Below are 21,839 nucleotides of genomic sequence, written 5' to 3' on the forward strand. Positions count from 1 at the left end.
CGGTGCTTAACTGGAGCTCTTTGGCCGACCAGAGGAGCCCGTCATGAACCTGCATCAGTTCGCCGAAACCCACGACGTCACCAATCAGCCGCCCTCGCTGGACGGCGTCAACCTGTACCGCATCGACCTGCCGCTGCAGCAATGGTCGCAGCGTTTCGGGGCCGGTTGGGCCGAGTCGCGGATCGACGCTTACGGCGCCCTTGCCGGCGGGCCGCTGATGGCTGCAGGGTTCCTGGCCAATGAAAACAAACCGGTCTTTTCCAGCCATGACCGCTACGGCCATCGCATCGATCTGGTTCAGTTTCATCCGGCTTACCACGAGTTGATGCGCACGGCCGTCGAACACGGCCTCACCTCGTTGCCGTGGGCGCAACCCCAGGCCGGCGCGCATGTCGCCCGCGCCGCCATGACCTACCTGCACAGCCAGGCCGAAGCCGGCAGCGGCTGCCCGCTGACCATGACCTTCGCCAGTGTGCCGGCGATGCGTCTGCAATCGGACCTGGCCGAACAATGGCTGCCGAAAATCCTCGCCACTGAATACGACCCGCGCAATGTCGGCATGGCGCACAAGGCCGGCGTGACCATCGGCATGGCAATGACCGAGAAACAGGGTGGCACCGATGTGCGGGCCAACACCACCAAGGCTTATCCGGTGGGCGCCGGCGGTCCAGGCCAAGCCTATGAATTGGTCGGGCACAAGTGGTTTTGCTCAGCGCCGATGTGCGATGCCTTCCTGACCCTGGCGCAAACCGACAAGGGCCTGACCTGCTTCCTGCTGCCGCGCCATCGCCCGGACGACACGCGCAATCAGTTTTATATCCAGCGCTTGAAAAACAAACTCGGCAATTGTTCCAACGCCTCTAGCGAAGTCGAGTTTCGCGGCGCCCTGGCGTGGATGGTCGGCGAAGAAGGGCGCGGCGTACCGACGATTATTGAGATGGTGGCCATGACCCGTTTCGATTGCATGGTCGGTTCCAGCGCCCTGATGCGTCAGGCCCTGACCCAGGCCAGCCATCACTGCGCCCATCGCCAGGTCGGCGGCAAACGGCTCAGCGAACAGCCTTTAATGCAGAACGTCCTCGCCGATTTGGCGCTGGAAAGCGAAGCGGCGCTCGCCTTGAGCCTGCGTATGGGCCAGGCGCTGGATCAGCTCGACGACTCGCAGGAAGCCAAGTTCGCCCGGCTGGTGACGGCCGTGGGCAAATACTGGATCTGCAAGCGCGCCCCGGGAATGATCAACGAGGCCGCCGAGTGCATGGGCGGTGCCGGTTATGTCGAAGACAGCATCCTGCCGCGACTGTATCGCGAGGCGCCGGTCAACTCGACCTGGGAAGGCTCCGGCAACGTGCAATGCCTGGACGTGCTGCGCGCCTTATCCAAAGAACCTGGCGTGCTCGACGCTTTGTTCAGTGAGTTGGGCGATGGCCACGGCGATCGACGTCTGGCCGCGCACATCAGTCAGTTGCAGGCGGCGTTCAAGGACACTGACGACATTCAATACCGCGCCCGACAATTGACCGAGGACATTGCCCTGGGCCTGCAAGCCAAACTGTTGCTGGAAGCCGGCAACAGCGCAGTCAGCGATGCCTTTATTGCCAGTCGGCTAGGGAACGCCGGACGGGTGTATGGCGTGCTGCCCCGAGGGCTGGACGTTGAGGCGATCGTCGCCCGCTCAACGCCGCAATCATTCTGACCCGCCCCAACCTTGTAGGAGCGAGCAGGCTCGCTTCTACAAGGGATCTCGGTTTGAATCAGGTCTGCGTATCACCACGCCACTGTTCCCGTCAGCCAGTGTTCAAGGCAAGATGAAGTCCTGCAAGTCAGAACACAGGAAGCTGATCGTGACCGAAGCGTTTATCGTTGTTCAAACCGCCGAGCAAGCCGTGGACCGGCTAGCCGAATTACACGAGCGGGCCACCACCGCGTTGAACCAGGCGCTCAAGCGCTACCTCAAGGACCGCGTGGAGCCGGACGCCGAGCAACGGGCGCAGTTCCGCTACCCCGAATTACGCCTGACCTATCACTGCCAGGGCGAAGTCCCGCAAACCACCCGCGCCTACGCCAAAGTGCAATTGCCCGGCACCTATAGCGTCACCGTCACGCACCCGGCGGCGTTTCGCAAATACTTGCTGGAGCAACTGGTGCCGCTGATGCACGACTTCACCGTGACGGTGGAAGTGGGCGTCAGCGCGCAGAACATCCCGTACCCTTACGTGGTCGAGCAAGGCGATGAACTGGCCGGCTCCGGGGTCACCGCGGCCGTGTTGGCGCGGGTGTTCCCGAGCACTGACCTGTCGGCGGCCACCGATGGCATCGCCGATGGGCTCTACGATTGGGAAAACACCGACCCGCTGCCGCTGGCGCTGTTTGACGCGGCGCGGGTCGATTTCTCCCTGCGCCGCCTGGTGCACTACACCGGTAGCGACTGGCGCCATGTGCAGCCGTGGATTCTGCTGACCAACTACCACCGTTATGTCGACCAGTTCATCGTCCATGGCCTGGAACAATTGCGCAGTGACCCGCGTTTCGTGCGCATGGTGTTGCCGGGCAACGTGATCATCGACAAGGACATGGACCACGGCGAAGCCTCGGCCATCGCCGCCGGCGTGGTCTGGCACCGCTACCAGATGCCGGCTTATCACCTGATCGCCAGCGATGGCCACGGCGTGACGCTGGTCAACATCGGCGTCGGTCCGTCCAACGCCAAAAACATCACCGACCACTTGGCAGTGCTGCGTCCGCATTGCTGGTTAATGATCGGCCACTGCGGCGGATTGCGGCAGTCACAGACCATCGGCGACTACGTGCTGGCGCACGCTTATATGCGCCGCGACGGCATTCTCGATCGCGTGGTGCCGCCGAACATTCCGATCCCGGCCCTTGCCGAAGTGCAAATGGCATTGCAACAAGCCGCCGCGAATGTCACGGGCGAGAAGGGCGAAGAGCTGAAAAAACGTCTGCGCACCGGCACCGTGCTGACGTACGACGACCGTAACTGGGAACTGCGCTGGGCCCAGGAGCGCCCGTTGATCAACCTGTCCCGCGCCGTGGCGGTGGACATGGAAAGCGGCACCATCGCCGCTCAGGGTTATCGTCTGCGGGTGCCGTACGGCACGCTGTTGTGCGTCTCGGACAAGCCGCTGCACAGTGAAATCAAATTGCCGGGCTCGGCCAATGCCTTCTATGAACGCGCGGTCAGCCAGCACTTGAAGATCGGCATCGAAGCAGTGGATCTGCTGCGCACCGAGCTCAACTCGTTGCACTCGCGCAAACTGCGCAGCTTCGACGAGCCGCCGTTCCGCTGATTCGTGATGGTCATTTAACGGTCGGGCCACTAGCATTGTCGGTCCTGACCGTTAGATGTTTATTTCGCCATGTCCCGTCCTCCCCGTCCTGCTTCCCGCCGCCCTGGCATGAAGCCGCCCGCGTCTTCCTCGTCCCCGCGCCGCGTGGCCAAAGTGCCGCCGGCCGAGCCGAAACTGATTCTGTTCAACAAACCGTTCGACGTGCTGACGCAGTTCAGCGACGGTGAAGGGCGCTCGACCCTCAAGGACTTTATCGAGATTCCGGGCATCTACCCGGCGGGGCGCCTGGACCGTGACAGCGAAGGTCTGTTACTGCTGACCAACGACGGCCAGTTGCAGGCGCGGATTGCCGACCCCAGGCACAAATTGGCCAAGACCTATTGGGTGCAAGTCGAAGGCGAGCCGACGGACGAGCAATTGCAGCGTCTGCGCGAGGGTGTCGAGTTGAACGATGGCATGACCTTGCCTGCCGAAGCCCGGCAGCTCGGTGAGCCGCACCTGTGGCCACGGGACCCGCCGGTGCGGTTTCGCAAAAGTGTGCCGACGAGTTGGCTAGAGCTGGTGATTCGCGAGGGGCGTAACCGTCAGGTGCGGCGCATGACCGCGGCGGTCGGGTTGCCGACCTTGCGTCTGGTGCGGGTGCGCATTGGTGACTGGACGATCGATGGGCTCGATCAGGGCCAGTGGAAGGAAGTGCCGGCGCGCTTATAAGGCGCCGGATTCGATCAGGCCGATCACTACGCTTTTGATGATGAACGCGGCGACGCCTAGGCCCAGCACGAAAAACAGGATGAACGAACCGAAGCGGCCGGCCTTGGATTTCTTCGCCAGATCCCAGACGATGAAACCCATGAAAATGATCAGGATGCTGACCAGGCCGGTCATCATCCACTCTTCCAGTAATGCAGGATCCATCGAGTTCTCCAGCGCAGGCGAGGCTAACAGGGCGCGGCGAGTATACGCCTAGCAGGATTGAGCGGCATTGGCCTGCGGCGCTGTGCCGCACTTTGGTGTCGACGGGTCCGGGCCCATCGCTGGCAAGTCGAATCGTCGCACCGCAGCTCCCACAGGTTTTTGTGTCGCGGATCTACACAGAGTCTTGTGGGAGCTGGCTTGCCAGCGATGAGGACCTCAGCTGCGCAGATGGGTCAGCGGCAACTCGGTGCTGTTTAGCACCTGGTTGAGAACGAAACTGGAGCGCACGCTGGTAACGCCGTCGATCCGGGTCAGGTGCCCCAGCAGCAGTTTCTGATAGTGGTCCATGTCCGGCACCACCACCTTCAACTGATAGTCGGCGTCCATCCCGGTCACCAGGCTGCATTCGAGCACTTGCGGCAGGGTGCGAATTGCGGCTTCGAAATTCTCGAAGCGCTCAGGGGTGTGGCGGTCCATGCCGATCAGCACATACGCAGTGAGGCTCAAGCCCAGTAGTTTGCGATCGAGCAGGGCGACCTGGCGCGAGATGTAGCCGTCGTCTTCCAGCTGCTTGACCCGGCGTGAGCAAGGGGAGGGCGACAAACCAATGCGCTCGGCCAGTTCCTGGTTGGAGATGCGGGCGTCGCGCTGCAATTCCGCCAAAATGCTCAAGTCATAACGGTCGAGTTTGCTCATCAATCGGGCCTTTGTCTTAACTATTGCGGAAGATTATCTATCCAGGGTTAAAAATTGCGCAAGTGGTGTTTATTCGAGCAATCTTCGCAATCGTCTGCCGGCACCCCGGGCTTATCCTTATCACCAGAATCACCGCTCGGACAAACAGTCCATGACGGCTCGCCCAATCAGGCCAGCTGCGGTCGCCACCCCTTACCGGGGCTGAGCCGACCCCCGAGCGACACACTGTCCAGAAGACGGCGTGAGGTGAGCCGGCGCCACAAGCGTCGAGCACGGACGAAGTTTTCAAGGGGAGGCCGACGGGTCTCCCCTTTTTGTTGTCGGTTATTTCATGTGGACGGCTCAATAAATAAGTCCAGCGGCTGATAACCTGTCGCCGAACCGGCCTCGGCTTTCCCAGTCTTAGCTACAGGCCCTAACCCGTCGTGAGGAATAGCATGAAGTCGCGCATCTGGCGTTTGGCAGGTGTTGGTTTGCTGTGTGTCAGTGTGAGTGCGCAAGTACTGGCTGATGATCCTGAGAGCCGCAGCCCGCATGGCGGCCAACAGGGCCGCGAGCGTCCGGTCAACAATCCGGGACAGCCGGGCAATAATCAGCCGCGCCCGCAGGACAACCAGCCGCGCCCGCAGACCCCGCCGCTGAACAGCGGCATTATTCGTGGCGACAACAGCCAGCAGTTCCAGCACAACGGTAACGGTGGCAATGGTCATAACGGCAATGGCCAGAACCAATGGCAGAACAGTCCGCCGCGCGATCCGAACGTCGCCCCCCGTCCGCCGGGCAACAACCTGCCGATTCAGGGCCGTCCCGACAACGTTCAGCAAACCCAGCCACCGCGTCAGGGTTACTACCGAGATGAACAGCCACGTCACAACAATCAGCATTGGCAGAGTGGTAATGGTAATACCGGCTACCACCCCAATAGCCCCGGTCGCCCGAATGACCAGCGCTGGCCGGGCCGCCCCGGTGGTCACGGCAATGGCTGGGGCCCGGGTCCGCAATACCGGCCCGGTTATGTGATCGATCGCTTTCCCGACCGCAACTACCGTGTGCCCTATCGTGGCCAGGATTATTTTTTCTCCGGTGGCTATTGGTATCGCCCGCAAGGCCCGCGTTACGTGGTGGTGCAGCCGCCTCGGGGGATTCGCGTGAGTTACTTGCCGGATTACGCCCGTGAAGTGTGGGTCGGTAGCTCGCTGCTGTTCCTCGCCGCCGGGTCGTATTACGCCTACGAGCAAAGCACTCAGGATTATGTGGTGGTGGACGCTCCGGTAGGCGCAGCTGACCCTCAGTACCAGCCGCAGTATCAACCTGCCGGTGGCGGTTATGACGTGGTGGCCTATCCCGCCAACGGCCAGTCGCCGGAGCAGGTCAACCAGGACGGTTACCAGTGCACCCAATACGCGGTGCAGCAAAGTGGCTTCAACCCGCGCACCGCCACTTATCAGCCGGACCCCTCGGTGGTCCAGGCCTATCGCCAGGCACAAGGCAATTGCCTGGCCAGTCGCGGTTATCAGGTCACCTTCTGAGTCCGCGCGGCTTCGACCACTTCCTGCGGGTCGGCGTGCACCAGCACTTCGGCCCGTGGGTAGGCTTGATGGATCGCTGCCGCGGCCTGATCGCTGAGGCCGTGGGCCACTGACAAGGTCAATTCCCCCGGCAACTCCAGGTGCAACTGCACGAACCAATGACTGCCGCTGATGCGGGTGCGCAAGTCATGGGCACCGAGCACGCCGGGCACGCTGCACGCCAGTTCAAGCATGTGCTGGCTGACCTGCGGTGGCAGTTCCTCATCCATCAGTACCGCAAAGCTTTCCCGAGCGATGTGGATCGCGCTCCACAGAATGTACGCGGCGATGCCAAGGCCAAACCAGGCGTCCAGTTGATGGAAGCCCAACCCGGCGAGCACCAGCGCCAACAGAATGCTGCCGTTGAGCAGCATGTCCGAGCGGTAATGCAGGGAATCGGCACGCACGGCGTTGGAGCCGGTTTCGCGCACGACTTTGTGTTGCAGCACCAGCAGCGCCAGGGTCAGGGCCAGCGAGAACCCAATCACGCCGATGCTCAGCCACGGCGCGCCGACCGGTTCCGGATGCTGCAATCGATCAAAAGCCTGGACAGCGATCAGCACCGCACTGCCACCGATAAACAAAGCCTGGGCCATGCCCGACAGCGATTCGGCTTTGCCATGCCCGTAGCGATGATCGTCGTCCGCCGGGCGCAGGGCGTAGTGCACCGCCAGCAGATTGAGCAACGAGGTCACGCCATCCAGCGCCGAGTCGGTCAGCCCGGCAAGCATGCTTACCGAGCCGCTGAGCCACCAGGCAATCGCCTTGGCAACGATCAGCGTGCAGGCCACCGCCACTGAGGCGCGAGTGGCCAGGCGTAACAGACGTGCGTGTTCCGGGGTGGTGGTCATCGACGCATTGCTTCCTTTCAGATCGGCTTACGCCGCCGGTTGCAGGCCGAGCAGCGCCAGTTGCTGGGTGCTGCCCTTGTGCTGGATGAGACGAGGATCGTCCAGCGGGAAGTCGCGGCCCAATTCGCTTTCAAGAATGGCCTGCAGCTTGTGGTTATCGACTGTGCCGTCCGGGCGGACCGCTTGCTTGAGCTTCTGCGGATCGACCTGGGCGGTGCGGCCCGGTTCGAAATAAATCGCGCCGGTGGCGAAGTCCACGGCGAAGGCGATCAGGCCCGGGATGATATAGAACAGCAGGCCCACGGCATCGAGGGCGGCAATCGCCGGGTCGATCTTGCCGTCGATCTGGCCGCGTCGGTCCGGGTAGAAAATCGAACCGCAGGCGGTCACTTGGGTCAGCAGGCTGGCGACCAGAATGCCGCCGATCAGGCGAAAGGGTGCACGCATAAGAAGACTCCTGAGCTTACGTAGCGTTGAACGTTAAGGGCGTTGCCGGTTGGAGTCCAGACTACGCCAAACAGTTCGCCGTTATACTCGCGGCTCTGTTTGGGAGCCAGCATGATTTCTTTGCCAATCGATGACGTTTTACCCGCGCTGCGTGACGCCTTGGCGGTGCGCCACGAAGCCGTGCTCGAAGCCCCGCCCGGCGCCGGTAAAACCACCCGCGTGCCCTTGGCCCTGCTCAATGAACCCTGGCTGGCCGGACAAACCATCCTGATGCTCGAGCCACGGCGGCTGGCGGCGCGCGCGGCGGCCGAGCGCCTGGCCAGAGAGCTGGGCGAAAAAGTCGGCGACACCGTGGGCTATCGCATCCGCCTCGACAGCAAGGTCGGGCCGAACACCCGCATCGAAGTGGTCACCGAAGGCATTCTCACCCGGCGCCTGCAGGACGACCCGGCGCTGGACGGCGTGGGCTTGTTGATCTTCGATGAATTCCACGAACGTAGCCTTGACGCCGACCTGGCCCTGGCCTTGAGCCTCAATGGTCGCGAACTGTTTCGCGACGATCAGCCGCTGAAAATCTTGCTGATGTCGGCGACCCTCGAAGGCGAACGCCTGGCCGGCTTGCTGGATGACGCTCCGATCCTGCGCAGCCAGGGCCGCATGTTTCCGGTGACCACGCGCTGGGGGCGCGCATTTCAGCCGGGGGAATTCATCGAGCCACGGGTGGTGCAGACCATTCTCGAAGCGCTCAACGACGAAACCGGCAGCCTGCTGGTGTTTCTGCCGGGCCAGGCGGAAATCCGCCGGGTCCATCAGCAGGTGGCCGAGGCCCTGGGCGATTCCAGCCACGTGTTGCTGTGCCCGTTGCACGGCGAACTCGACCTCGCCGCCCAGCGCGCGGCGATTGATCCGGCGCCGCCGGGCCAGCGCAAAGTGGTGCTGGCAACCAACATCGCTGAAACCAGCCTGACCATCGACGGCGTACGCGTGGTGATCGACGCCGGACTGGCGCGGGTGCCGCGCTTCGATCCCGGCAGCGGCATGACTCGCCTCGACACCCAACGCATTTCCAAGGCCAGTGCCACCCAGCGCGCGGGGCGGGCCGGGCGATTGGAACCGGGGGTGTGTTATCGGTTGTGGTCGCAGGATCAGCACGAACAACTGGCGGCCTATGGCAGCGCCGAAATCCTCTCTGCGGACCTCGCCGGGCTGGCGTTGCAACTCGGCCGATGGGGCGTCACGCCCAGTCAATTGGTCTGGCTCGACGTGCCGCCCGCTGCGGCCTACGGGCAGGCGCAGGATTTGCTCGAACGCCTAGGCGCACTCGATGGCGAGGCGTTGACTCGGCACGGCCAGGCCATGGCGCAGCTGCCGGCGCATCCACGCATCGGCCATTTATTGCTGCGCGGCCAGGCCTTGGGACTGGCGCAGATGGCCTGCGATGTTGCGGCGCTGCTGGGCGAGCGGGATATTTTGCGCGGCGCCGGTGCCGATCTGCACAGTCGCCTGGCCTTGCTGTCCGGCGAAGAACGCGCCGCGCGCGGTGCGCAGGGCGGCGTGCAGCGCGCGCGGCAACTGGCGCGGCAGTATCGCGGTTACCTGCGCGGCAAGCCGTCGGAACCGGTCAGCGATCCCGATCATCCGCGCTGGCTCGGTGCACTTCTGGCGCTGGCCTACCCGGACCGAGTGGCGCAACAGCGCCGGGCCGGTGGCGCCGAATACCGCTTGGCCAATGGCCGCGCGGCGTTGTTCGCCGAGGCCGACAGCCTGATGAAACAGCCTTGGTTGGTGATCGCCGATCTCGGCAGCCGCCAGGGCCAGCGCGAGGAGCGGATTTACCTGGCGGCGGATTTTGATCCGACGCTGTTTGATTTGGTGCTGGCCGAACAGGTGCGTGTGGTCGATCAACTGGACTGGGACGAGCGCGAGGGCGTGTTGCGCGCAGAGCGTCAGCGCAAGGTCGGTGAGCTGGTGTTGAGTCGCGAACCGCTGACCGGTCTCGACGACAACGCGCGCAGCCAAGCGTTGGTCAATCTGGTGCGGCGCAAGGGGCTGGAGCTGCTGCCGTGGACCCCGGAGTTGCGCCAGTGGCAGGCGCGGGTCGGCTTGTTGCGTCAGCTCGACCTGGCCAGCCAGGATAAAAGCCAGTGGCCGGACGTCAGCGACGCGGCATTGTTGAAAACCCTCGAGCACTGGCTGATGCCGTATCTGGGCAAGGTGTCGCGGCTCAGCCACTTCGCCAATCTGGACCTGAGCAGCATTATCCACAATCTGCTGCCCTGGCCGTTACCGCAACGGCTGGACGAACTGGCGCCGCATCATTTGAGCGTGCCGTCGGGGTCGTCGATTCGCTTGGACTACAGCGAGCACCCGCCGATCCTCGCGGTGCGCCTGCAAGAGCTGTTCGGCTTGGCAGAAACCCCGCGAATCGCTGGCGGCCGGCAAGTGGTCAAGCTGCACTTGCTGTCGCCGGCGCGGCGTCCAGTGCAGGTGACCCAGGATTTGGCCAACTTCTGGCGCAGCACGTATGCCGAGGTGAAGAAGGATTTGAAGGGGCGGTATCCCAAACACTATTGGCCGGATGATCCATTGGTGGCCGAAGCGACGGCGCGGATCAAGCCGAGGAAGTGACCAACTCTACTGTGGCGAGGGAGCTTGCTCCCGCTGGGTGGCGAAGCCGCCCCTGACCCTTCCACCCAGTTTTGCCTGGCACACTGGGGTCAGCTGTTTTGGGGCTGCTTCGCAGTCCAGCGGGAGCAAGCTCCCTCGCCACAAAAGCCAAAAAGCCCCGAGCCGATAACTACGGCGCCGCTGGCAATAAAAACCGTGCAATCACCGGCAAGTGATCGGAAATCCGTAACGTATCGTCCTGTCGCACCGTGGCCTCAACCCTTTTGATCCGAGGGCTGTAAAACAGGTAGTCGACGGTGCGGTCGGGGCCGTTGAGGCCAGGGTCGTTAGGGTAGTGGGTCAGCCAATGGGCGCGGTCGATGCCGCTGGCTTCGTTGTTGGTGGGGATCATCGGGTATTTGTCCCACAGCAGGTGCAACGCGCTGTCGGCCGAGTAGGGCGTGCGTTGCTCCTTGGGCAGGCGTTGATACTGGCCCAGCGGCAGCAGGTTGAAATCACCGCCGATCAACCAGGGTGTGCCGCGGCTTTCATAGCGGTCGAGCACGTTGCCGATGGCCGCCACCTGAGCCGAGACACTGTCATCCGGCGCGATCACCCGATCCAGATGAGTGTTGAGCACCGCCAGTTGCCCGCCATCGCTCAGCGGCAGGTAGCTCACCAGCAAGGCGTTTTTCGGCTGGAACTGACGGCTGATCAAGTTCGCCGCTGGCACCGGCAATTGCAGGCGTTCGGCGTGTTCGATCTGGTAGCGGCTGAGGGTTGCCAGTTGCCGGCCGACGCTGCCGTAAATCGGTGGCTCGGGAACGAAATCGGCCTTCCAATCGAAGGCCGCAGTGCTGCACGGGTACAGGTCGGCCAGGCGTTCCTGGAGCAGTTTCAGTTGATTCTGATAGTCGCTGGCCTTGGCGCCATCGTCGAGTTCCTGCAATAGCACGAGGTCTGGCTGTTCATCGCGGATCACTCGCGCCACTTCATCCAGGCTGAACGCCATGTCTTCGGCGGTCGGACCCACGTCGTCACCTCGGGCCAGGTCATTCCAGAACACATAACGTTTGCCCGCCAGGTACTGGACGTTCCAGGTCATGACTTTCAGCGCCTGGCCCGCCAGCAACGTCGGGGCCTTGGCGGTGCAGGCGACCTGCAGGGTCTCCTTGGCGTCAGGCCGCCAGGTCAGGCTGTAGATCAACACACCCGCCAGCCCGGCGATCAATAGCAGGGTTAGCAAGGTGTAGCGCAGGACTCGGGTCATGGCTCGGCTTGTCTGCGATACAGAATGGATCCCGAGCATAACCGAGCGCGGGCGCCGAGCCCATGGGCAGGCATCTCAGACGGCTCTGTCTGTTTTGTCAGGCGATTCGCTGATCAGCATAAACAGGCGGAAGATCACCACGGTCGTGAACAGCTGAAGAAAGCTGTGGGCGCTGTCGATCAGCAGCGAAAGCAGCGCGTTCTGCGGCTCCGGATAGATCGCCAGGCTCGCGCCCTTGAGGATCCACAGCGGGCCCATCACGCAGAGGATGCACAGCAGAATCCGCAGGAAATGCCCGCGGGTCAGGCGCAGGCTTTCCTTCATCGCCGCCAGTGGCGCGAAACCGCGCAGCACCAGCAGGTATTCGCCAAAGGCCAGGGTCACCATCAGCCACAGTCCAGGCAGGAAATACAGCGACAGCCCCAGCAGAATCAGCAAGGTATTGAGTGCGGTGAGCAGGGCGAAGCGTGGCCAGAGGGTCGCGGCCATCGCCAGCAGGTCGCGGGTGCGCGGCGATTCGCCACGGCTGCGGGCGTCGAGAAACAGGATCAGCGCGGCGGTGTACAGCGGATAGACCAGCAGGCCGACCATCACACTGATGCCCGGGAAACTGTCCGGCTCGGTGGAGTGGTCGACCACCTGTTGCAGCAGGGCCTCAAGGATCACCAGCGGCAGGCACAGTTGCGCGATCTGCAGCAGATTGCGTTTGAAGAAATACAGAGAGTCACGCAGTACATCGAACGGATTCATCGGGCGCATCGCAGTGGAAAAAAGCGGTCACACACTTTAACCGATGATGCGGTGCGGCAAGCAAACGTAAACGTTCGGTAAAGGCCATTGAAACATCAAGTAACTGCCCCATTACTGGAAGGCACCTCGCTCGAGTCGGGCGCGGGCAGTTTTTTACCGGCAATCTAACGAGGTCGCCATGAACAGCGAAGAACAAACCCTGATCGATGGACTGTTTTCCCGGTTGCAACAAGCCGAGAAGGATTCAGCCCCGCGCGACGCCCAGGCCGAGGCGCGGATCAAGGAGCATCAGACGCGCCAACCGGCCGCCGGTTATTTCATGACCCAGGCGATTCTGGTCCAGGAAGCGGCGATCAAAAGCCTCGACGAGCAGAACAAGCAGCTCGCGGCACAGATCCAGCAATTGCAGGCCGAATTGCAGCAGGCCAAGGCGCAAAACAGTCAGCCGGCGCCGAGCAGTGGCGGCGGTTTCCTTTCGAGCATCTTCGGCGGCGGTCCCCGTGAATCGCAACCGGCCCCGAGCGCACCGGCCTCCACCGGTGGCTGGCGTGAGCCGGCGCGGCCATCCTTCAGTGGCCAGCCGCCGCAAAACGTCGGCACCGCACCGCAGAATCAGCAGAACTACGCCGCGCCTGCGCCGCAAGCACCGGGCATGGGCATGGGCGGCGGCTTCCTTGGTGGTGCCCTGAAAACCGCGGCCGGCGTGGCCGGTGGCGTGATGCTGGCGCAAGGCATTAGCAGTCTGTTTCATCACAACCAGCAGCCCGAGGAAATCGTCGAGGTGATCAAGGAGGAGCCGGCGCAAGTCGATGACCAGAGCGGCGGTGGCTGGAACGATGATCAGAACGTCGCTGGTAACGATTCATACGCCGATCAGGGCGGATTCGTCGACAGCGACGACAGTTCGTCCTTCTTCGGCGATGACGATTCCTACGTCTGACGCGCCATTCGTCCGGGGCGCCAACGCGCCCCGGACCTATTATTCGCGGAACAATCCTCCGGGCTGGCATACTGGGCGACTTTTCGGGCCTGGTGCCTGATCCCGCTGGCGCGCCTGTGCGCCAAACGCCCGCAGCCCTGCGCGCCATGAGGAAACCCGGTGAAAAAAATCGCACTGTTCGCCGATGTCCAGAACCTCTACTACACCGTGCGCCAGGCCCATGGCTGCCACTTCAACTATGCCGCACTGTGGGCGGATGTCAGCAAGCAGGGGCAGATTGTCGAGGCCTACGCCTACGCGATCGATCGCGGCGACAGCAAGCAGCAGCAGTTCCAGCAGATCCTGCGTAACCTCGGCTTTGTGGTGAAACTCAAGCCGTACATCCAGCGCAGCGACGGCTCAGCCAAGGGCGACTGGGACGTGGGGATTACCCTCGACATCATGGACGCCGCCGACCACGTTGACGAAGTGGTGCTGGCCTCCGGTGATGGCGATTTCGACATGTTGCTCGAGCGCATCATCAGCAAGCACGGGGTGCAGGCGGTTGCCTACGGCGTGCCGGGCCTGACTGCCAATTCGCTGATTCGCGCGGCCAGCCGATATGTGCCGATCGAAGGCGCGCTGCTGCTTAAGCATTAAACGTTTACGAGGTAGGAAGAAGCTTGGAACGCATCGCAGTCATCGACTTTGAAACCACCGGCATCTCGCCGAGCAGCAGTTGCCGGGCCACGGAAATCGCCGTGGTGATCCTCGAACAGGGGCGCATCGTCGAGCGTTACCAGAGCCTGATGAACGCCGGTGTGCGCGTGCCGGCGTTTATCGAGCAACTGACCGGCATCAGCAATGCCATGCTGCGCACCGCGCCGCCGGCGGAGCGGGTGATGAACGAGGTCAACGAGTTCGTCGGCACCACGCCGCTGCTGGCGCACAACGCCGCGTTCGACCAGAAGTTCTGGGACTTCGAACTGGGCCGGATCAAACGCACACGCTTGCAGCATTTCGCCTGCTCACTGCTGCTTGCCCGGCGCCTGATGCCCGCCGCGCCGAACCACAAACTCGGCACCCTTACTACTTTCGCCCGCCTGCCGCACACCGGCCAGGCGCACCGGGCCATGGCCGACGCCGAAATGGCCGCCAACCTCACCGCGCACCTGGCCCAGGAACTGCGCCAGACACACGGTTTGCGTGAGTTGTCCCACGATTTGCTGGTCAGCTTGCAGAAAGTGCCGGCGGCGAAAATCACCGAACACCTGAAGCGGCATCGTGGGTTCTGACCTCCACGTTGTTCGCCGCCACGCAAAAGTGTACCGGTACTAAAAAACACGTTTTGTAACTTATCTCCCGTCCGCGGCTTTTCTAGAATGACCCTTCAATTTTCTTCCTGCCGATGAGCCATCCCATGCCTGGCCTGCGCCGTTTCCCATTACCGTTGATTGCTGCCTTCTTCGCGCTGTATGTGATCTGGGGCTCGACTTACTTGGTGATCCGTATCGGCGTGGCGTACTGGCCGCCGTTGTTGCTGGGCGGGATTCGTTTCGTGATTGCCGGCACCCTGATGTACGCATTCCTACGCTGGCGCGGGGCCCCGGCACCGACCTGGGCGCAGTGGAAAGCGGCAGGCATCATCGGGATTCTGTTGCTGACCTGCGGCAATGGCGCGGTGAGTATCGCCGAGCACATTGGCGTGGCGTCCGGGGTCGCGGCGCTGGCAGTGGCGACGGTGCCGCTGTTCACCTTGCTCTGCGGTTATTTCTGGGGCGCGCGTAATACGCGCCTGGAGTGGGCGGGGATTGTCCTTGGGCTGATCGGCATCGGCATGCTCAACCTCGGTTCCAACTTGCAGTCGAGCCCGCTCGGCGCGGCTTTGCTGGTGTTCGCGGCGGCGGCCTGGGCGTTCGGTTCGGTGTGGAGCAAACATTTGCCGCTGCCCCAGGGCGCGATGGCCAGTGCCGTGGAAATGCTGGTGGGTGGCGCGGCCTTGTTGATCGGCAGCTTCCTCAGCGGTGAACGCCTGGAGGCGATGCCGCCCCTCGAAGGCTGGGGGGCGCTGGCGTACCTGACTTTCTTTGGCTCGATCATCGCCTTCAACGCGTACATGTACCTGCTGAAAAGCGTTCGTCCGGCCGCCGCGACCAGTTATGCCTACGTCAACCCGGCGGTGGCGGTGTTGCTGGGCATCGTGTTCGTGGGCGAAACCATCGGCGTCGAGGAAGCGCTGGCCATGCTGGTGATCATCAGCGCGGTGGTGTTGATCGGTTTGCCGCAGTGGCGACGCAAGCCCCTGCAGCCGGCGGCGGCGGTGGCGCCGACAGAATCCCGTGTGAATTAGGGTAAACTGCGCGCCATTGCAGTCTTGCGCTGAATCTTCCTACGGTACCCCCATGACTTTCGCCACCCTTGGCCTGATCGAACCCTTGCTGCGCGCCCTTGAGGCGCTCGGCTACCAGACCCCGACGCCGGTCCAGGCGCAAGCTATTCCGGCAGTGCTGGCCGGCCGTGACCTGATGGCTGCGGCCCAGACCGGCACCGGCAAGACCGCCGGTTTCGCCGTGCCGCTGCTGCAGTTGCTGACCACCGAAGGGCCGAAAGTCAGCGCCAATTCGGTGCGCGCGCTGATTCTGGTGCCAACCCGCGAGTTGGCCGAGCAGGTCCACGAAGCGGTGCGTCAGTACGCGGAAAACCTGCCGTTGAGCACTTACGCGGTGTATGGCGGCGTCAGCATCAACCCGCAAATGATGAAGCTGCGCAAAGGCGTCGACCTGCTGGTGGCCACGCCGGGGCGTTTGCTTGACTTGTTCCGGCAGAACGCACTCAAGTTCAACCAGTTGCAAACCCTGGTGCTGGACGAAGCCGATCGCATGCTCGACCTGGGGTTCTCCGAGGAACTGGCAAACATCTATAAAGCGCTGCCGAAGAAACGTCAGACGCTGCTGTTCTCCGCAACCTTCTCCGACGCAATTCGCCTGCTGGCCGAGCAGATGCTCAACGACCCGCTGAGCATTGAGGTCAGCCCGCGCAACGTCGCGGCCAACACTGTCAAGCAGTGGGTGGTGACCGTGGACAAGAAGCGCAAGCCGGAGCTGTTCGTGCACTTGCTGCGCAAAAACAAATGGAAGCAGGTGCTGGTGTTCGCCAAGACCCGCAACGGCGTCGACGCACTGGTGGAAAAACTCCAGGGCCTGGGCGTCAACGCCGACGGCATCCACGGCGACAAACCGCAGGCGACCCGGCAGCGGGCGCTGGACCGTTTCAAGGCCAGTGAAGTGCAGATCCTGGTGGCCACTGATGTTGCGGCCCGTGGCCTGGATATCGAAGATTTGCCGTTGGTGGTCAACTTTGACCTGCCGATCGTGGCCGAGGATTACATCCATCGCATCGGTCGTACCGGTCGCGCGGGTGCCACGGGCGAGGCCATTTCCCTGGTGTGCGCCGATGAGGTGAATCTGCTGTCAGCCATCGAGACCCTGACGCGTCAGACCTTGAGCCGGCAGATGGAGCAGGATTTCGAACCGGAACACCGGGTGCCCGATACCGATGCCAGCGGCCAAGTGGTGAAGAAACCGAAAAAACCGAAGAAGCCCAAGACCTCCGGTGGCGGTAAACGCAACCTGGGCAAGTGGGTGGAAAGCGGCGACGCTTCGACGCCGGAACCTTCGATCAAGCCTGTACGAAAAGTGCCGGTGTTCAATACCGGGCCGCGTAAGCGGAAACCTTGATGAGTCACTCCCACACTGGAGAGTGGTAATTCCTTTTTGGGAGCGAGCCTGCTCGCGAAAGACGCGACTTGGCCTTCAGTCTTTGCGCCGCAACCACTCCAGCATCCCCAGCCCCGCCGCGCGGCCACTGGCGAAACAACCCGTCAGTAGATAACCGCCCGTCGGCGCTTCCCAATCGAGCATTTCCCCGGCGCAGAACACGCCGGGGATTACCTTGAGCATCAAACGTTCATCCAGTGCTTCGAACCGCACGCCGCCGGCACTGCTGATGGCTTCGTCCAGCGGACGAGTCTTCACCAGCGTCAGCGGCAAGGCTTTGATTGCCTGGGCCAACAAGGCTGGATCGGCGAAGCTGCTGGCGGGCGTCAGTTCTCTCAATAGCGCGGCTTTCACCCCGTCCAGCCCCAGTTGGCTGTGCAGGTGCTTGGCCATGGAGCGCGAGCCTCGCGGTTTGCTCAGCAGCGCCGTGATTTTATCCACAGGCTTGCCCGGCAACAGATCAAGGTGGATGGTCGCGGAGCCGTGCTGGTTAATGGCTTCGCGAATCGGTGCCGACAGCGCGTAGATCAGGCTGCCTTCGATGCCGGTGGCGGTGATCACACATTCCCCCAGTCGCGGTACATCGTCGTTGAGGCCGATGGCGATATTCTTCAGCGGTGAGCCGGCGAATTTGCTCACCATCAGATCGCTCCAGGCCTGCACCTCGAAGCCGCAATTGCTTGGCTGCAATGGCGCCAGTTCGACGCCACGTTGCTCCAGGGGCAGCATCCAGGCGCCATCGGAACCCAGCCGCGACCAACTGCCGCCGCCCAGGGCCAGCAACGTCGCGTCGGCGTGTACGATTTTTTCCCCTTCAGCGCAGGCTATGCGCAGTGCGCCATGTGAGTCCCAACCGAGCCAGCGGTGCCGGGTGTGGATCGCCACGCCGGTCTCGCGCAGGCGTTTAAGCCAGGCACGTAGCAGCGGCGCGGCTTTCATGTCGGTGGGAAACACCCGGCCGGAACTGCCGACAAAGGTTTCAATGCCCAGGTCGTGAATCCACCGGCACAACGCGTCGGCACCGAAGGCCCTCAGCAGCGGGGCGATCTGCGGCGCGCGTTCGGCGTAGCGTGCGAGGAACGCCGGGTAGGCCTCGGAATGGGTGATGTTCATGCCGCCGACCCCGGCCAGCAGAAATTTCCGACCCACCGAAGGCATGCCGTCGTACAGGTCCACCCCAACGCCGGCCAGGCTCAACACTTCGGCGGCCATCAGCCCGGCGGGGCCGCCGCCGATGATGGCGACGCGAGGGGAGTGGGACGTGGAGGGTGACGTCATGGCGATGGCTGCGGCGTGGCGAATTTAGCGGCGGATTCTAGCAGTACGTGGCACTCAGGTCTTCGCACCACCCGTGTGGGAGCGGGCTTGCTCGCGAAAACGGTGTGTCATTCAGCATCTATGTCGACTGACATGGCCCATTCGCGAGCAAGCCCGCTCCCACATTTAGCGCGCGGTGCCATCCAAGCTGATCAAAAAACAACCACTCTTCTGTACACCGTGCAGCCTATGGCTCGCAGGGTCTTTCGCTCAGGTTATCCACAGGCAGTTCCACAGACATTGTGGGTAAGGCTCACAGCTCAATGACAACCTGATGACGTCCATACCCGTTGCGCGCTGTGGTGCAGGATGCCGTGGCGGCGGGCCAAGGCCTGGCGGTCTTTGCTGTAGCCGCCGCCGATCACCCCGACCACCGGGATGTCGCGACCCAGGCAATGGCGCATCACGCTTTCATCACGGGCGGCCACGCCTTCGTCTGTCAGCTTCAGGTAGCCGAGGGCGTCGTCCTTATGCACATCGACCCCGGCGTCGTACAGCACCAGGTCCGGTTGGTACAGCGGCAATAAGTAATTCAGCGCGTCGTCCACCACCTTCATGTAGTCGTGATCGCCCATGCCCATCGGCAACGGAATGTCCCAGTCGCTTTGCGCCTTGCGTGCAGGAAAATTCTTTTCGCAGTGCAGGGAAACGGTGATCGCCTCCGGCGTGTCTTGGAGAATGCGCGCGGTACCGTCGCCCTGATGCACGTCGCAGTCGAAGATCAACACCCGATTCACTCGGCCACTGGCGAGGAAGTAGCGACTGATGATCGCCAGGTCATTGAAGATGCAGAAACCCGCCGGGTAGTCGTAGTGTGCGTGGTGCGTGCCGCCGGCCAGATGGCAAGCCAGCCCATGCTGCAACGCTTGTTCTGCCGCCAGCAGCGAGCCGCCTACTGCGCGCACGGTGCGTCGCGCCAACGCTTCATTCCACGGCAGCCCGAGGCGCCGTTGGTCTTCCCGGGACAATTCGCCATTGAGGTAGCGCTCGATATAGCCGGGGTCGTGGGCCAGGGCGAGTATTTCTACCGGGCACAGGTCCGGGCGCAACAAATCCTGGTCCCGCACCAGGCCGCTGTCCACCAGGTGGTCGCGCAGCAGGCGAAACTTGTCCATGGGGAAGCGGTGTTCCGCCGGAAAGTCGGGGCTGTAGTCTTCGTGGTAGATCAAGGGTAAGGGCATGGCTGATTTATACAGGGCAGCGCACAGGAATGAGGTAACGGATGCTACCAGCGATGTAGACTGGTTCGCATGGAAAAGGAGGGAACCGATGGAGCCGATACTCGAACTCGAAAGCGCACGTCTGCTGTTGCGACAGTGGCGCGATGAGGATTTGCCGAAGTTTGCGGAAATGTGCGCCGACCCGCAGGTGATGCGCTATTTCCCCGAAGCCTTGAGCCGGCTGGAAAGTGCGTCGTTGATCGGCCGGGTGCGCGGGCACTTTGCCGAGCACGGTTTTGGCCTGTGGGCGCTGGAGCGCAAGGATAACGGCGCGTTCATCGGTTTTACCGGCCTGGGCGTGGTCGGTTTCGACGCCCCTTTCACCCCAGCCATCGAAATTGGCTGGCGCCTGGCCCGCGAACACTGGGGCCTGGGCTTTGCCAGCGAAGCGGCGTGGACCGCTCTGCGCTGCGGCTTTGATCGCTTGGGTTTGAAGGAAGTGGTGTCGTTCACCGCCGACGCGAACCTGCCGTCGCAAAAAGTCATGCAGGCGATTGGCATGCAACACGATCCCGCCGATGACTTCCAACACCCCAAACTCCCCGTCGATCACCCGTTGCGCCATCACGTGCTGTACCGGATCAATCGCGAGCAATGGCTGCAAACCTTGCATGGCTAAGTGCCCTTCAACGTTTACAATGGCGGCAATCTTGGCTGCGGCCAGTCATTGAACACGCCGGGGCAGCACAGATTGCCCGGCATTGCTTTGTGTGAGGAGCACCCGAATGAGCCACGTACTGGATGATCTGGTCGACCTGCTGACCCTGGAACCGATCGAAGAAAACCTGTTTCGCGGGCGCAGCCAGGATTTGGGTTTCCGCCAGTTGTTCGGCGGCCAGGTGCTCGGCCAGTCGTTGTCGGCAGCCAGTCAGACCGTGGAAGAAACCCGTCACGTACATTCGCTGCACGGCTACTTCCTGCGTCCGGGCGATGCGGCATTGCCGGTGGTGTATTCGGTGGATCGGGTGCGCGATGGCGGCAGTTTCAGCACTCGCCGGGTGACGGCGATCCAGAAGGGCCATCCGATTTTCACCTGCAGCGCGTCGTTCCAGTACGACGAAAAAGGCTTCGAGCACCAGACCACCATGCCTGTGGTAGTCGGCCCGGAGAATCTGCCGTCGGAACTGGAACTGTTCCAGCAACGCGCCCACCTGATCCCCGAGCACATGCGCGAGAAGCTGTTGTGCCCAAAGCCTATCGAAGTGCGCCCGGTCACCGAAAAAGATCCCTACAACCCGCAGCCGGCGGATCCTGTCAAGTACGTGTGGTTCCGCGCCGACGGTGCGCTGATCGACAGCCCGGCGCTGCACAAATACCTGCTGGCCTACGCGTCTGACTTCGGTTTGCTGACCACCTCGATGCTGCCCCATGGCAAGTCGGTGTGGCAGAAGGACATGCAAGTCGCCAGCCTCGACCATGCGCTGTGGTTCCACGCCGACCTGCGCGCCGATGACTGGTTGCTGTACGCCATGGACAGCCCGTGGGCGGGTAATTCCCGCGGGTTCTCCCGGGGCAGTGTGTACAACCGCGCCGGGCAATTGGTGGCGTCGGTGACTCAGGAAGGCTTGATCCGCCATCGCCAGGATTGGGCATGAACCTGGCCGAGGTGCGGCACTGGGTGTTCGACATGGACGGCACCCTGACCATCGCCGTGCACGATTTCGCGGCGATCCGCGTGGCCCTGTCGATTCCGCCCGAAGACGACATCCTCACCCACCTGGCGGCGTTGCCGGCGGAGGAAGCAGCGGCCAAACATGCCTGGTTGCTGGAACACGAGCGAGATCTGGCGCTGGGGTCGAAAGCCGCGCCGGGCGCGGTGGAGTTGGTGCGCGAACTGGCGGGGCGCGGCGTGCGGCTGGGGATCCTGACCCGCAATGCGCGGGAGCTGGCGCATGTCACGTTGCAAGCCATCGGCCTGGCGGACTGCTTCGCGGTCGAGGATGTGCTGGGCCGCGATGAAGCACCGCCCAAACCGCACCCGGGCGGCTTGCTGAAACTCGCCGAGGCCTGGGCCGTGTCGCCGGCACAGATGGTGATGGTCGGCGACTACCGCTTTGACCTCGATTGCGGGCGAGCGGCGGGGGCGCGGACGGTGCTGGTGAATCTGCCGGAAAATCCGTGGCCGGAGCTGACGGATTGGCATGCTGAGGATTGTGTTGAGTTGCGGCGGATGCTGTTGGCTTGAGGCTTGGGTGCCT

General features: G+C 62.8%; 21 protein-coding genes. 13 read left to right on the forward strand and 8 right to left on the reverse strand.

The features are described from left to right. Positions 1–43: 43 nt before the first annotated feature. From RG836_RS16300 to RG836_RS16310, 3 genes are all read left to right on the forward strand, one after another. Positions 44–1,693, forward strand: coding sequence for an acyl-CoA dehydrogenase family protein (locus RG836_RS16300; RefSeq protein WP_310847387.1), 1,650 nt, complete (start codon positions 44–46; stop codon positions 1,691–1,693). Positions 1,694–1,805: 112 nt separating this feature from the next. Continuing rightward, positions 1,806–3,305 carry an AMP nucleosidase gene (amn, locus tag RG836_RS16305; RefSeq protein ID WP_310847389.1) on the forward strand — a complete coding sequence of 500 codons (1,500 nt, stop codon included), beginning with the start codon at positions 1,806–1,808 and terminating at the stop codon, positions 3,303–3,305. A 144-nt stretch (positions 3,306–3,449) separates the two neighbouring features. Continuing rightward, complete coding sequence (locus tag RG836_RS16310) at positions 3,450–4,016, forward strand: pseudouridine synthase (RefSeq protein ID WP_310847737.1); 567 nt, start codon at positions 3,450–3,452, stop codon at positions 4,014–4,016. Here the strand turns inward: RG836_RS16310 and RG836_RS16315 are convergent. After that, a complete protein-coding gene (locus tag RG836_RS16315) occupies positions 4,011–4,220 on the reverse strand; it encodes a DUF2788 domain-containing protein (RefSeq protein WP_007909655.1) in 210 nt (69 codons plus the stop codon). The two genes, RG836_RS16310 and RG836_RS16315, sit on opposite strands and share 6 nt — an antisense overlap. A gap of 216 nt (positions 4,221–4,436) precedes the next feature. Continuing rightward, positions 4,437–4,916 (reverse strand): Lrp/AsnC family transcriptional regulator, encoded by a 480-nt coding sequence (locus tag RG836_RS16320; protein ID WP_310847394.1) that lies wholly within the window; start codon positions 4,914–4,916, stop codon positions 4,437–4,439. Between the two features lie 437 nt (positions 4,917–5,353). On the opposite strand from RG836_RS16320, the gene RG836_RS16325 reads away from it, so the two are divergent. Then, entirely contained in the window at positions 5,354–6,445 is a 1,092-nt protein-coding gene (locus RG836_RS16325; RefSeq protein ID WP_310847397.1) for a DUF6515 family protein, read from the forward strand. Here RG836_RS16325 and RG836_RS16330 read toward each other — a convergent pair. Both RG836_RS16330 and RG836_RS16335 read right to left on the reverse strand, forming a co-directional pair. Further along, the gene (locus tag RG836_RS16330) at positions 6,430–7,335 is read right to left on the reverse strand and encodes a cation diffusion facilitator family transporter (protein ID WP_310847400.1); all 906 of its coding nucleotides are present in this window, start codon (positions 7,333–7,335) and stop codon (positions 6,430–6,432) included. The two genes, RG836_RS16325 and RG836_RS16330, sit on opposite strands and share 16 nt — an antisense overlap. Positions 7,336–7,362: 27 nt before the next feature. Further along, positions 7,363–7,782: a polyribonucleotide nucleotidyltransferase gene (locus RG836_RS16335; RefSeq protein WP_310847402.1), complete on the reverse strand. Its 420-nt coding sequence runs from the start codon at positions 7,780–7,782 to the stop codon at positions 7,363–7,365. Between the two features lie 111 nt (positions 7,783–7,893). Between RG836_RS16335 and hrpB the strand changes: the two genes are divergently transcribed. Then, complete coding sequence (hrpB, locus tag RG836_RS16340; RefSeq protein WP_310847405.1) at positions 7,894–10,410, forward strand: ATP-dependent helicase HrpB; 2,517 nt, start codon at positions 7,894–7,896, stop codon at positions 10,408–10,410. A gap of 169 nt (positions 10,411–10,579) precedes the next feature. Here hrpB and RG836_RS16345 read toward each other — a convergent pair whose 3' ends face one another. Both RG836_RS16345 and RG836_RS16350 read right to left on the reverse strand, forming a co-directional pair. Next, positions 10,580–11,659, reverse strand: coding sequence for an endonuclease/exonuclease/phosphatase family protein (locus RG836_RS16345; RefSeq protein WP_310847408.1), 1,080 nt, complete (start codon positions 11,657–11,659; stop codon positions 10,580–10,582). 75 nt (positions 11,660–11,734) lie between these two features. Further along, positions 11,735–12,409 carry a YciC family protein gene (locus RG836_RS16350; protein WP_310847409.1) on the reverse strand — a complete coding sequence of 225 codons (675 nt, stop codon included), beginning with the start codon at positions 12,407–12,409 and terminating at the stop codon, positions 11,735–11,737. 178 nt (positions 12,410–12,587) lie between these two features. On the opposite strand from RG836_RS16350, the gene RG836_RS16355 reads away from it, so the two are divergent. From RG836_RS16355 to RG836_RS16375, 5 genes are all read left to right on the forward strand, one after another. Continuing rightward, entirely contained in the window at positions 12,588–13,349 is a 762-nt protein-coding gene (locus RG836_RS16355) for a DUF2076 domain-containing protein (protein WP_310847411.1), read from the forward strand. Between the two features lie 159 nt (positions 13,350–13,508). Continuing rightward, the gene (locus tag RG836_RS16360; protein ID WP_310847414.1) at positions 13,509–13,988 is read left to right on the forward strand and encodes an NYN domain-containing protein; all 480 of its coding nucleotides are present in this window, start codon (positions 13,509–13,511) and stop codon (positions 13,986–13,988) included. Positions 13,989–14,011: 23 nt separating this feature from the next. Continuing rightward, positions 14,012–14,623: a 3'-5' exonuclease gene (locus RG836_RS16365; protein WP_310847416.1), complete on the forward strand. Its 612-nt coding sequence runs from the start codon at positions 14,012–14,014 to the stop codon at positions 14,621–14,623. 125 nt (positions 14,624–14,748) lie between these two features. Continuing rightward, the gene (yedA, locus tag RG836_RS16370; protein WP_310847418.1) at positions 14,749–15,678 is read left to right on the forward strand and encodes a drug/metabolite exporter YedA; all 930 of its coding nucleotides are present in this window, start codon (positions 14,749–14,751) and stop codon (positions 15,676–15,678) included. Positions 15,679–15,730: 52 nt separating this feature from the next. After that, on the forward strand, positions 15,731–17,065 hold the full coding sequence (locus RG836_RS16375; protein WP_310847420.1) for a DEAD/DEAH box helicase: 1,335 nt from the start codon (positions 15,731–15,733) through the stop codon (positions 17,063–17,065). A 75-nt stretch (positions 17,066–17,140) separates the two neighbouring features. Here RG836_RS16375 and RG836_RS16380 read toward each other — a convergent pair whose 3' ends face one another. Further along, on the reverse strand, positions 17,141–18,382 hold the full coding sequence (locus RG836_RS16380) for a TIGR03862 family flavoprotein (RefSeq protein WP_310847424.1): 1,242 nt from the start codon (positions 18,380–18,382) through the stop codon (positions 17,141–17,143). A gap of 299 nt (positions 18,383–18,681) precedes the next feature. Then, positions 18,682–19,602 (reverse strand): histone deacetylase family protein, encoded by a 921-nt coding sequence (locus RG836_RS16385; protein WP_310847427.1) that lies wholly within the window; start codon positions 19,600–19,602, stop codon positions 18,682–18,684. 88 nt (positions 19,603–19,690) lie between these two features. On the opposite strand from RG836_RS16385, the gene RG836_RS16390 reads away from it, so the two are divergent. From RG836_RS16390 to RG836_RS16400, 3 genes are all read left to right on the forward strand, one after another. Continuing rightward, positions 19,691–20,260, forward strand: a complete 570-nt coding sequence (locus RG836_RS16390) for a GNAT family N-acetyltransferase (protein WP_310847429.1) — start codon at positions 19,691–19,693, stop codon at positions 20,258–20,260. Positions 20,261–20,366: 106 nt separating this feature from the next. Then, positions 20,367–21,236, forward strand: coding sequence for an acyl-CoA thioesterase II (gene tesB / locus RG836_RS16395; protein ID WP_310847431.1), 870 nt, complete (start codon positions 20,367–20,369; stop codon positions 21,234–21,236). After that, a complete protein-coding gene (locus RG836_RS16400; protein WP_310847434.1) occupies positions 21,233–21,826 on the forward strand; it encodes an HAD family hydrolase in 594 nt (197 codons plus the stop codon). The genes tesB and RG836_RS16400 overlap by 4 nt, the downstream gene beginning before the upstream one ends. Positions 21,827–21,839: the final 13 nt, after the last annotated feature.

Source organism: Pseudomonas rhizozeae (assembly GCF_031583775.1).
Classification (GTDB): Bacteria; Pseudomonadota; Gammaproteobacteria; order Pseudomonadales; family Pseudomonadaceae; genus Aquipseudomonas.

Coding starts and splice junctions, on each gene's coding strand:
- RG836_RS16300 (WP_310847387.1), top strand. CDS start 44: ATGAACCTGCATCAGTTCGCCGAAACCCACGACGTCACCAATCAGCCG.
- amn (WP_310847389.1), top strand. CDS start 1,806: ATGAAGTCCTGCAAGTCAGAACACAGGAAGCTGATCGTGACCGAAGCG.
- RG836_RS16315 (WP_007909655.1), bottom strand. CDS start 4,220: ATGGATCCTGCATTACTGGAAGAGTGGATGATGACCGGCCTGGTCAGC.
- RG836_RS16320 (WP_310847394.1), bottom strand. CDS start 4,916: ATGAGCAAACTCGACCGTTATGACTTGAGCATTTTGGCGGAATTGCAG.
- RG836_RS16325 (WP_310847397.1), top strand. CDS start 5,354: ATGAAGTCGCGCATCTGGCGTTTGGCAGGTGTTGGTTTGCTGTGTGTC.
- RG836_RS16330 (WP_310847400.1), bottom strand. CDS start 7,335: ATGACCACCACCCCGGAACACGCACGTCTGTTACGCCTGGCCACTCGC.
- RG836_RS16335 (WP_310847402.1), bottom strand. CDS start 7,782: ATGCGTGCACCCTTTCGCCTGATCGGCGGCATTCTGGTCGCCAGCCTG.
- hrpB (WP_310847405.1), top strand. CDS start 7,894: ATGATTTCTTTGCCAATCGATGACGTTTTACCCGCGCTGCGTGACGCC.
- RG836_RS16345 (WP_310847408.1), bottom strand. CDS start 11,659: ATGACCCGAGTCCTGCGCTACACCTTGCTAACCCTGCTATTGATCGCC.
- RG836_RS16350 (WP_310847409.1), bottom strand. CDS start 12,409: ATGAATCCGTTCGATGTACTGCGTGACTCTCTGTATTTCTTCAAACGC.
- RG836_RS16355 (WP_310847411.1), top strand. CDS start 12,588: ATGAACAGCGAAGAACAAACCCTGATCGATGGACTGTTTTCCCGGTTG.
- yedA (WP_310847418.1), top strand. CDS start 14,749: ATGCCTGGCCTGCGCCGTTTCCCATTACCGTTGATTGCTGCCTTCTTC.
- RG836_RS16375 (WP_310847420.1), top strand. CDS start 15,731: ATGACTTTCGCCACCCTTGGCCTGATCGAACCCTTGCTGCGCGCCCTT.
- RG836_RS16380 (WP_310847424.1), bottom strand. CDS start 18,382: ATGACGTCACCCTCCACGTCCCACTCCCCTCGCGTCGCCATCATCGGC.
- RG836_RS16385 (WP_310847427.1), bottom strand. CDS start 19,602: ATGCCCTTACCCTTGATCTACCACGAAGACTACAGCCCCGACTTTCCG.
- RG836_RS16390 (WP_310847429.1), top strand. CDS start 19,691: ATGGAGCCGATACTCGAACTCGAAAGCGCACGTCTGCTGTTGCGACAG.
- tesB (WP_310847431.1), top strand. CDS start 20,367: ATGAGCCACGTACTGGATGATCTGGTCGACCTGCTGACCCTGGAACCG.
- RG836_RS16400 (WP_310847434.1), top strand. CDS start 21,233: ATGAACCTGGCCGAGGTGCGGCACTGGGTGTTCGACATGGACGGCACC.